A 10,197-nucleotide genomic window follows, 5' to 3' on the forward strand; every position below is an offset into this window, starting at 1 on the left:
GTAATATCCTCCTATATAAGGCTTGTAAAGCCTCGGGTAACACAAAGTATACTCTTAAATATAAAAAGCTAATCAACTTGCTTCAGGATCCAGTTGGTGATTGTTTCCAGTACGATAGGTGCCATGGTTTGTTCGATTTCCCCATATTCTGAAGGCGCACCGGTTGCACTTTCCTGAAACAAGTGGTTGAGTCCGTCAAATTCTTTTATAGTGACTTGTGTATTTCCGCCGGCTTTGAGTGCCGCTTCAATAGCGGGTAGGTTCTGCGCTGCCGAAACTTGCAGGTCGTTGCTTCCGTTGAGTGCTAGGACAGGACAGGTGACACTTTCTAAAACAAAGGCAGGGTTGTGTTTGATAAAATACATCATCCAGGGATTGGCGAGTTGGTTGGCTTGTTGTTTTACATAGGTCTCCCGATTCATTTCCTGCGGAAAGTCTACGCGTTCTTCTTCATCAATAAACACGTTGATTTGATCTTCTAATGCTTTTGCCAGAGCCTCCTTATTTTCAAATTGGCTTACCAAATGAAAGAGCGCCTTATTACGGCTTTGGGCGGTTTTGATCGCTTCTTCTGAAGCTCCACTGGCACGTGCGATCAAGGCTTCCTGCTCTAAAAGCAGTTGATCTCCCCGCACTCCGGGACCCGCCAACAATACCATAAACGCAACATCCTCAGTCTGGGTCGCCACCAGCGGGGCTATGAGTCCGCCCTCACTGTGACCGATCAATCCCAGTTGTTGTTCATTGATTTCCGGACGAGTTTTTAAATACGCCATTGCAGCCGACACATCGGTGGCAAAGTCTGCAGAATCGGCCAAACTGAAAAAGCCTGCAGAGTCGCCCACACCACGATCATCATACCGCAATACGGCAATGCCCTTTCGGGTTAAGTAGTCGGCAATAAGCAGAAAAGGCTTGTGCCCCATCAAGGTCTCATTTCGATCTTGCGGACCACTACCGCTGATGAGCACCACGGCCGGAAAAGGACCCTCGCCTTGTGGAAGGCTTAAAGTTCCTGCCAGCTTGATCATTGCGGTATCGTTTTGAAACTCCACCTCTTCGGTAGCATACGGAAACGGCGGTTGCGGTTCCTGCGGACGCTTAAGCGGTTCTTCTTCCTGAAGTTCGGGATACAGGTCCAGCGGAAAGCTGTTGCCCAACTGGGTAAAGTTGCCGTTAAAAAGCTCACCGTTAAAGAATCCGGTATAGGAAGCGCCCAGACTTTTAAGACCTACGTACAAGGTATCAGACTCAAAACGTGCTGTACTTGCATGAATGCCATACGCTTTTTGACTGGGGCTGTCCATTTTTACGGTAGTCGCGGTATCGGTGGTTTTGATATGAAATACCAAAGGCAGTTTAAACCCCTGCACGTTTAAGGTACCAAACCAGTCGCCATTGATGTCTTGGGCAGACAAAGAGGTCAGACAAAATACGAGTAAAAGGAGGAGGAGTGGTTTTTTCATAATTTTTCTTTTTCAAATTTGACGAATTCCATCAGAATACGCAGACCGTTAATCGTTGTAAAATCTAAAGTCTTAAAACCTAATTTAGGATCATACTCCAAACGGAGTTGCGTCTTTCCGACACCTGTAGCTGCTTCGGCAACAACTTCATTTTTGGCTTTATCATACTGATATTTTGAATTAATCGTAAGCAAGCCTTCCCAAGTCTTCCAACGTTCATCACCCCAAATACTCCCAACTTCTAGTGTAGTATCCCATAAGGATTCTTGAAACCGAATCTCCGGAAAGGGATTTAATTCAAGCATTTTGAAGATTTGCGTTCGAGGTGGATGAAGCCATACTCGTGAAGCATTTTGAATTAAGCCTGTGATCTCTTTACTCAATCTATTAAAATTTGAATCGTAATAATTCCAATGAATCATCTGTTGTTTAGTAAAAAGGGTTTGGCCTGTGATCTCTAATCCTATATAAGCTACTTGCTCCAGTACTGGAAACTGCCCACCATTTAATAAATCCCCTAACTCCTTAACCTGAGTCATCTCATTGGAAAACGTATAATTCGCTTGTATTTCATTCTTATAAATCTTTACCGAATAAATATATTCACCTTTGGCGTATGCTTTTTCTAAAGCTTGTGCTTGGGCTACAGAATAGCTAAAGAATATAAGGAGTATCCATTTCATGATGATAAATAGTTGTAGCCGAAGCTTCTCAAGTCACTAAGTTATCATTATTAATAATTAAAAATCACAAATTATTGATAATAAGGCCAGTCGTGCACTCCACACCTAAACTATTGAGACCTTGAAACAGGTTCAAGGTGACGCTTCCATAAAAAATATAAGCTGTGTTGACTGAAGCTCCCCTTTCCCAATTAAGGTTGTGCTTCATTGGCTTTTAAAACCCGCAGGAGGTTGCCGCCTAATAGTTTATGAATGTCTGCTTTGCTATAGCCTTTGTCTACCAAGGCTTTGGTGATCAAGGGATACGCCGTTACATCATCCAGCTGTTGGGGTGGAAAGGAGATCCCGTCAAAGTCTGAACCGATGCCTACATAATCAATCCCTACCAGATCAACAATATAGTTGATATGCTGCATCAAGACCTCAAACGGGGCGCGCAGCTTTTCGGCCTCTTCGGGAAAGCGCTCGTATAAGGAAGCTTTAGCAGCGTATGCCGAAGTACCTGAAGCGATCAAGCTGTCATAGACTTTTTGATGCCGCGTCATAAAGGCCTCGTGCTTTTTATTAAAACTGCTGTCTATAAATGCCGAATAAAAGTTCACCTGCACCACCCCCTTGTTCTTTGCGATCGCCTTGAGTTGTTCGTCGTTTAAATTACGGGGATGGGTATGCAGTGCCATCACCGAACTGTGCGAAGCGATCACCGGTTTGGTGGTCTCGTACATCACATCCCAAAAGGTATTGACGCCCACGTGGGAAATATCGATAAGCATTCCCAGGCTGTTCATCTTATGCACCACGGCAACACCAAATTCGGTGAGACCGTTTTCCCCTTCGCTGTTGCGTTGCCCTTCCAGGTCCCACTCATCGGTGGCGCTGGTCGCCCAATCGGTTGAGTTGTTCCAGGTAAGTGTCATATAGCGTACGCCCCGATCGTATAAGCTGTCTAACTTCTCAAGACTATGCTCGATATGATGCCCACCTTCTACACCGATCAAGGCGGCCAGTTTGTGCTGATCTACGGCTGCTTGTATCGCGGCACTGCTTGTGGCTTTCAGCATCTTATCGGGATTGCGGGCGATCACCGCATCCAGACTGTCGATCTGCCGGTTGGCGTAGGCAAACGGCTCGTCCAACGTACCATCACTCCACACCGAAAAAAACTGTGCATCGAGTCCGCCGGTGCGCATACGGTCTAAGTCGCTGTGGGTTATTCCGCTCAGGTCGCTGTCAAACTTCAGGCTGTCTTCTACGATCTTGGTGAGCATATCGTTATGCGTATCAATAAACACTGCCGTCTCGTGAATGTCTTGATATGCAGCCTGGGTTGAAGCATCTTGCGTGTCTTGTTTACAGGAAGTTACTGCCAATAACAGTAAAAAGAGGTAACGCATAGGGGAAGAATTTGGGACCATTACTAAATGTAAATTAATAATTTTTATGAATTAATAATCAGCATTTCTTGAAAAATGATGAATTAATCACAACAAATCAGGAATTCCCCCTCTGTTTATTCAATTATCCACAATATGTTTCAACAAGTACAATATTACTATTTGAATGGTTTTTTAGCATTGGCTAAAACTGAGGTATCTTATAGAAAACTATAGTTGAATGCGCGTACACGGTCCCGATCTCCCTTCACCACAATAGACCATGCCCAGCCCGGTATCAAGAGCAGGCCAAAGCATCCCGCAACAGCAAGATGGGTACTTTTTAAAAAGGCATAATAACAGACTACGCAGGCAATACTAGTGCCCAGTGCAAAGATCAAACCTGCGACCACCAATAAGATTTTGGAGGTTTTAGCATAAAGTTCGTTTACAAAAAAAGTATTGTTCTTCCCGCACGCCTTACAGATCTTGGAGTGATACTTACCTTCCCGCATCGCTAAGTCCACCCGGGTTTCGGTAGCTGTACGAAACTGCAGTTCATTTTTACACTGTTTACAAGTCGCATATACCTTCATACTCGTGTATTCTACTTCAAAAATAAGCCCTACGGATGCAAGTTCAAGCCTTGGCTTAAAATTGGTTTTGCAGGGAATATAACTGTATTTTTACCCTATTCAAACGAAATTATGCAAACACTCCCTGAATTACGTCACGTCAACGTCACCCGCTACATCACGCCCCTGCGGGAAGGCGGCTCCCTGCCGGCAGTTGCCGATGCAGACGATGGCTTTAAATATGTGGTGAAATTTAGAGGGGCAGGCCACGGACCCAAAGCCCTGATCGCCGAATTGCTAGGCTGTGAGCTGGGCAGGTATCTGGGTTTTAAAGTACCTGAAGTGGTGTTTGCCGATCTGGATGAAGCTTTTGGTCGTACCGAAGGCGATGAGGAAATACAAGATCTGCTGAAGTTCTCTCAAGGCTTGAACATAGGGCTGCATTTCTTATCGGGAGCGATCAACTTTGACCCGGCAGTCACCCAGGTAGACGCACAACTGGCTTCTGAGATCGTTTGGTTTGATGCCTTTATGACCAATATTGACCGTACGTTTCGCAATACCAATATGCTGATGTGGCATCGTGAACTCTGGCTGATCGATCACGGCGCCACCTTGTATTTTCATCACAGTTTTACCAACTGGGAACAAAGTGCCGCTACGCCTTTTGCGATGATCAAAGATCACGTGTTGCTTCCGCAAGCCTCGCAATTGGATGAAGCCAATACTAAATTCAAAGCCTTGCTCACCGACGAGGTTTTACAGCATATGGTGAACCTCATCCCTGATGCCTGGCTCGACTGGGAAGGCTATGAGGAACGTCCGGACGCACTGCGCCAGGTTTATTTTCAGTTTTTAAGCACCCGCTTAACCCACGCCGATCTATTCACTAAAACCGCCAAAGATGCACGACAAACACTTGTATGAATATGCGGTCATTCGCCTGGTCCCTCAGGTAGAACGCGAGGAATTCTTTAATGTAGGTGTGGTGGTGTATTGCAAACGCCCACGCTTTATTGGGATGCGCTTTCAGCTGGATACCAAAAAACTGGAAGCCTTTTGCCCTGAACTCGACGTGGAACAGGTTACTAAGAATCTGGAAGCCTTTAAAGCGATCTGCGCCGGTGCCAAAAACGGCGGACCTATCGCACAACTGGAACCTGCAGAACGTTTCCGCTGGTTAACGGCAACGCGCAGTTCGGTGATTCAAACTTCTAAAACCCACCCTGGGTTTAGTGAAGATCTGGAAGCTACACTGGAGGGTTTGTTTGAGGATTTGGTTCTTTAAAGATTCAAGGTTTAAAATTTATGATTCAAAATTGGGTGTTGGGCGTTATCGCCTAACGGCGATTTTAGTATGAGTTGGAACTAATCATGTTCTGTTCATTTTCTTTGCTTGTACTAATTCGACTACCAGCATTAGATAGCACAACAGGTGCATTCCTCTCCCTGCGGTCGTCGGATGCAGAAAAGAAAAGACACCCTCGCTTAGGATTTTTTTGCCTTATCAGGCAAAAACCACCTTGTCAGCTCCGCGTCGCTACTTACGTTTTTCTAAGAGTAGTTCTTACTTGAAGTAAAGTAATCCATATCAAAGCCAACGCGCCACCTGGCTCATTCGCTAAAAAGGTCTACTAGACCTTTCCTTAACGCTCTGCCCTTGCAGCTATTCTGAACCGAGGGAAAATTGTATTCGTTAAACCCTTCGGGTATGAATAGGCCTAGTCATCTCGACGATAGGAGAGATCACACAAGCTGCTAGCACCCTTCTCCTCCGAATCGTTTCAGCATCTCATCTGTTCTAATCGCTGTCTTTAAAAGCAAGCATCAATATTAGATATAAGCGTTCCCCTCCTCAAAAGAGGAGGGGTGGCTGCAAGATACGCCTTAGTGCTAGCTTGTAGACGGGGTGGTTGCCTGTGATAGAAAAAAAGTAACCACCCCTGCCCAGCTGCGCGGGCTTTCCCCTCCTTAGAAATGAGGGGAGCTTGTATTATATTTAAATTAGTTAATTTCCTAAAACTTCTCGACTGCGCTCGAAGTGACAGTGTATAATGCTTTTGTATTTCCGATTTCTACTTTTCTATTTAATCAGTCTTTGCTCTTTGCACTATGTTCTTTAATCTTAGTCTTCAAACAACTACGGCATAAACTCCACCTTAAACAAAGCTACACCCTGTCTGGGTAGATCCAAGTTTAGGGTGAGTTTCCCATCTTTAACCTGCATATACTGCGGTGAAGTGAAAAGCTCCAACTGACCGGCTTGCTCCAATTGGTCTATTTGCTCCAGAGTTGGGTTCTTGGGTGAACCCATCGCTTTATAGGCTGTATAGGAATTGCTAAACTGTTCATCTACCCGATACTGAGAAACCAAAACTTTATTGGAAGGTATAGCCTCCAGATTTAAGGTTACAGGGGTAGGCTTCACCTCAATGGCATTCCGGTCGTGATAATTAAATACCATAACGGTTACAGCATTCTCGCCACGAGACGCCAGAGCATTCACATCAGGATTATCGCGCACACTAGCATCGCTTATTTTCTTATAGTCGTAGTCAAAATCACCTTCCACCTTAAGGCGGTTAAACTCCATCATCCCAAACATGCGGAATACGTTAAGCACCGGTTTATCGACGCCGTTTGTAGCCATATCCCGAAACCCGGCATACCACTGCTGGTCTTCAAATTCAAATCCCCAGGTCACCGCACCGGCCAGGTTGATATCGTATGCTTTGGCCAGATCGTATTTACGGGCAAAAGAGGCCGCCGTATAACTGCTGTACATCGTCCCGTTGCGATAGGCATTTTCGGGGTAATCCTCTTCAGAACAGGCGGCACAACCTTCAGGATCAGACTCTCCAATGATCACAGGCAAATAGCGTAAATCGGGGTAAGAAGCTACCACCTCAAAACCCTTACGAATGTCGTTGAGCTGCGCGCCCATATTCATTACGACCGTACCCTCATCAAGTTTGGGGCTTCCCTTGGCGTGAAACGTTATAAAATCAAGCGGGGCACCGGTTTCTCCGGTCGCATAGTTTTTGCCGGAAACCACGTGATCTAAAAAGGTACGTAGAAAGGTTTCAGCTTTGTCCCAACCCGGTCCCGTTGTTTCAGGGCCACCAATTTTCGCCGTAGGCAAAGCTCGCTTCACCGCATCAGCCGTATAGTCGTACAGTTTGATGTATTCTTCAGTCGTACCGCGCCAGTAGCCAATGTTCGGTTCGTTCCACAATTCCCAATACCAGCTTTCGACCTCCTCTTTTCCGTAGCGGTCAACCGAATGTTTAACCCATTGATAAACCAGTTCTGCCCACTTATCGTAATCCTTAGGCGGGTATGCCCAGCCGGTATAAATGTCCTCATACTTAGCACCCGGTTTCCAGTGGTGCCGGTAAGGTTCGGGATGGGTAGATAAGGCTTCAGGCATAAAACCAATTTGCGCCAGGGGTTTCATTCCTAAATCGATGTAGGTGTCAAAAATCGTATCGATGATGGTCCAGTCGTAAATGGGATTTCCATTTTCATCTTCGGTATAGGCATTGGTGGAACCCCATTTGAGTGCCGCTTCGCCATCACCGGTAACCAGCAGACTGTGTGCCCTAAAAAATACAGGTACCGGACTCAGTTCAGAGATTTCTCTGATTAACTTTTTCCCGTCTTTCATATAGGTGTAGTTGGGCTCATCATATCCCCACCAAGCCCAGATGGGTTGTAACTGACCGTCTTCGTGCGTTAAATTAACCGTCATTTCAATGGGCTGCACGTTATCGTACTGCGCAAATACGCTGGTGCTTAAAAGCATCAGCACCAAAACCGATAATAAAGAAGCTATAAATCGTTTCATAAGAGTAAATAATATTGAGCTCAATAAGTTACGTTAAAATGTTCAAAGCACATTTATTAAGAAACGTAGTGCCTTCCTATTATTCCTGCGGTTGTGATTATCACGATTTTGACAGCCTATCGTCCTTTTAGAAGCGATTTATTTTTAAAGATTTAAAATTAAGGTTGATTGTTGGGTGTTGGGCGTTATCGCCTAACGGCGATTTTAGTATGAGTTGGAACTAATCATGTTCTGTTCATTTTTTCCATCGATGAAAAAACGAACCAAAAAAATCTAGGCTTATTTTTACATCCTTGAAAACTACGTAAATCCCTTATCCTGCGGATGGCAAACCGCTGCGCTAGGCCATACTCCACTGCCCAACGCTGCGGCATTTCCTTGTTTTACTACAGATGTAAAAAGTATGCCGGTTTGAGCATTTTTATAAAATAGAAGAAGACTGCTTCTGCTTTGGCATTCTTTTTCTTCAGTATAGCAATAAGGCTCCGTTAAGAATTTTTGAAGCCTTGGAGAAAATTTAGGAGCCTTGTTGCGGTTTGCCTGATAAGGCAAAATACCTAAGAAAAAGGGTCTTTTCTTTTGGTTCGTTTTCTTTGGACAAGCAAAGAAAATGAACAGAAACATCTTTTGGAACTATAATCATGGCACTTAACCTTAAGAGAAAATAGGTATTAGGACTTTTGTGCAACGCTTACAAGATGCGATTTCTACTTTTATATTTAAACAATCTTTGCTCTGTGCTCTTTGCTCTTTTCTCTATGTTCTTTAGTCTTATTCTTCAAACAACAACGGCACAAACTCACTTAAATACACCCTCCAGTTTCTCCAGATGTGTCCGCCTTCGGTTTCCATGTACTCGTAGGGCATATCCATTTGATCCAGTTGTTTTCTAAAGGCCGTATTGGCTTCATACAGAAAATCGGTTTTCCCGATACCGATCCAGTAAAGCTGGTAACCATTCTCGTTTTGGGCTTTTAAAGTTTCGTCAAAATTGGCATAGACGCCTTTATCACTCTTATCTTCCCGAGGCATAATCGCTGCAGAGAACAAGCCTACATAATCAAACGTATTGGGGTAAAAGCGGGAGATGTGCATACTGTGATAGCCCCCCATAGAAAGACCGGCGATCGCACGGTGTGCCTTGTCTGACTTTACGCGGTAATTGGCTTCTATAAACGCAACAATGTCCATAAACTGGGCTTCATATTTACCGTTCATGGTTTCCGGTGTCATAAACTGGGGTGTGTAAAAACCGTCGCTTCCGGCACCGGGCGCAGCGTCCTGCCCTACATTTCCGTTAGGCATAACCACAAGCATAGGTTCTGCTTTTCCTTCAGCGATGAGGTTATCGAGAATCTGAGCAGCGCGTCCCAAAGACAACCAAGCTTCCTCGTCTCCACCGGCACCGTGCAGTAAATACAAGACCGGGTATTCAGCAGCTGAGGTTTCATACCCCGGAGGTGTATACACCGACAGCTTTCGGTCAAAACCTAGATCTTTGGCGTCATACCAACGGCTCGCCACGGTACCGTGCGGCACGTCCTGTACGCGGTACAGATCGGCTTGCTCCCCAGGAACGATAAAGATATTGGTTACTGAAGCCACATCCCGTATAAGAAACGGGTTGGCCGGATCGGTAGTTTTAAACCCGTCTACGATAAAGGCATAATTGTAAAGTTCGGGTGCTAATACAGAAGTCGTATAGGTCCAGACCCCTTCTTCGTTTTTGCTAAGTAAGGCTTTTCCGGGACCGTCTACTTTTCCCATTGGGGTATCGACCTTAACCGATGGTAAAAAATCTCCGGTCACCTGAACGGTATCGGCTTGTGGCGCTACCAGACGAAAGGTTACACTTTTATCATCATTCACCTGAGGCGAACTCACTTGCTGTCCGCTAAATAGGGCTTCCTGCGCTTGCACCAAACCTGTAAGGCCCAAGAGTGCAATGACTATATATTTTTTCATAAGGATTTAAAATGGGTTATCTCTCAAATTTAGCTAATCCTAAGCATTCTTTATTGCTTTTTTTTTAAGCAATGTTGAATTGAAGGTAATCCCCATCATCCCCTAGCCCTATTATTCAAGAGCTCGTGAATCTACTATCCTATATTTGATAATATTTACTTCTATTCATATTCATTCTTTTTTGCATTGCCCAAAAAAGAATCAAACCTGCCTGTATTCTAAGGTTTGTGCAAATTTTTATGCTGCAAATTTAAAGGTTTCCACATATGGTGTTTGCCTTTTGGTCAC

Annotated in this window: 9 protein-coding genes; 2 read left to right on the forward strand and 7 right to left on the reverse strand. The window is 44.8% G+C overall.

Annotation, left to right across the window (positions count from 1 at the left end; genetic code table 11):
• Positions 1-68: 68 nt before the first annotated feature.
• From WA338_RS18395 to WA338_RS18410, 4 genes are all read right to left on the reverse strand, one after another.
• Positions 69-1,466 (reverse strand): alpha/beta hydrolase family protein, encoded by a 1,398-nt coding sequence (locus WA338_RS18395; RefSeq protein WP_009778671.1) that lies wholly within the window; start codon positions 1,464-1,466, stop codon positions 69-71.
• Positions 1,463-2,149, reverse strand: a complete 687-nt coding sequence (locus WA338_RS18400) for a hypothetical protein (RefSeq protein ID WP_009778670.1) — start codon at positions 2,147-2,149, stop codon at positions 1,463-1,465. Before WA338_RS18400 ends, WA338_RS18395 begins: the two co-directional genes overlap by 4 nt.
• A 191-nt stretch (positions 2,150-2,340) precedes the next feature.
• Positions 2,341-3,543, reverse strand: a complete 1,203-nt coding sequence (locus WA338_RS18405; protein WP_009778669.1) for a dipeptidase — start codon at positions 3,541-3,543, stop codon at positions 2,341-2,343.
• Between the two features lie 200 nt (positions 3,544-3,743).
• Positions 3,744-4,118 carry a hypothetical protein gene (locus WA338_RS18410; protein ID WP_009778668.1) on the reverse strand — a complete coding sequence of 125 codons (375 nt, stop codon included), beginning with the start codon at positions 4,116-4,118 and terminating at the stop codon, positions 3,744-3,746.
• A gap of 111 nt (positions 4,119-4,229) precedes the next feature.
• On the opposite strand from WA338_RS18410, the gene WA338_RS18415 reads away from it, so the two are divergent.
• On the forward strand, positions 4,230-5,024 hold the full coding sequence (locus WA338_RS18415; protein ID WP_009778667.1) for a HipA family kinase: 795 nt from the start codon (positions 4,230-4,232) through the stop codon (positions 5,022-5,024).
• A complete protein-coding gene (locus WA338_RS18420) occupies positions 5,002-5,385 on the forward strand; it encodes a DUF3037 domain-containing protein (RefSeq protein ID WP_009778666.1) in 384 nt (127 codons plus the stop codon). Before WA338_RS18415 ends, WA338_RS18420 begins: the two co-directional genes overlap by 23 nt.
• 852 nt (positions 5,386-6,237) lie before the next feature.
• Here WA338_RS18420 and WA338_RS18425 read toward each other — a convergent pair.
• The 3 genes from WA338_RS18425 to WA338_RS18435 all read right to left on the reverse strand — a co-directional run bounded on the left by WA338_RS18425 (position 6,238) and on the right by WA338_RS18435 (position 9,909).
• On the reverse strand, positions 6,238-7,944 hold the full coding sequence (locus tag WA338_RS18425) for a GH39 family glycosyl hydrolase (protein WP_009778665.1): 1,707 nt from the start codon (positions 7,942-7,944) through the stop codon (positions 6,238-6,240).
• 300 nt (positions 7,945-8,244) lie between these two features.
• Positions 8,245-8,568 (reverse strand): hypothetical protein, encoded by a 324-nt coding sequence (locus tag WA338_RS18430; RefSeq protein WP_009778664.1) that lies wholly within the window; start codon positions 8,566-8,568, stop codon positions 8,245-8,247.
• A 147-nt stretch (positions 8,569-8,715) separates the two neighbouring features.
• A complete protein-coding gene (locus tag WA338_RS18435; RefSeq protein WP_009778663.1) occupies positions 8,716-9,909 on the reverse strand; it encodes an esterase in 1,194 nt (397 codons plus the stop codon).
• Positions 9,910-10,197: the final 288 nt, after the last annotated feature.

Source organism: Leeuwenhoekiella sp. CH_XMU1409-2 (assembly GCF_037029365.1).
Classification (GTDB): Bacteria; Bacteroidota; Bacteroidia; order Flavobacteriales; family Flavobacteriaceae; genus Leeuwenhoekiella; species Leeuwenhoekiella blandensis.

Excerpts from the sequence above, each read along its gene's own strand:
- WA338_RS18395 (WP_009778671.1), bottom strand. The coding sequence starts at position 1,466 with ATGAAAAAACCACTCCTCCTCCTTTTACTCGTATTTTGTCTGACCTCT.
- WA338_RS18415 (WP_009778667.1), top strand. The coding sequence starts at position 4,230 with ATGCAAACACTCCCTGAATTACGTCACGTCAACGTCACCCGCTACATC.
- WA338_RS18425 (WP_009778665.1), bottom strand. The coding sequence starts at position 7,944 with ATGAAACGATTTATAGCTTCTTTATTATCGGTTTTGGTGCTGATGCTT.
- WA338_RS18435 (WP_009778663.1), bottom strand. The coding sequence starts at position 9,909 with ATGAAAAAATATATAGTCATTGCACTCTTGGGCCTTACAGGTTTGGTG.
- WA338_RS18400 (WP_009778670.1), bottom strand. The coding sequence starts at position 2,149 with ATGAAATGGATACTCCTTATATTCTTTAGCTATTCTGTAGCCCAAGCA.
- WA338_RS18405 (WP_009778669.1), bottom strand. The coding sequence starts at position 3,543 with ATGCGTTACCTCTTTTTACTGTTATTGGCAGTAACTTCCTGTAAACAA.
- WA338_RS18410 (WP_009778668.1), bottom strand. The coding sequence starts at position 4,118 with ATGAAGGTATATGCGACTTGTAAACAGTGTAAAAATGAACTGCAGTTT.
- WA338_RS18420 (WP_009778666.1), top strand. The coding sequence starts at position 5,002 with ATGCACGACAAACACTTGTATGAATATGCGGTCATTCGCCTGGTCCCT.
- WA338_RS18430 (WP_009778664.1), bottom strand. The coding sequence starts at position 8,568 with ATGTTTCTGTTCATTTTCTTTGCTTGTCCAAAGAAAACGAACCAAAAG.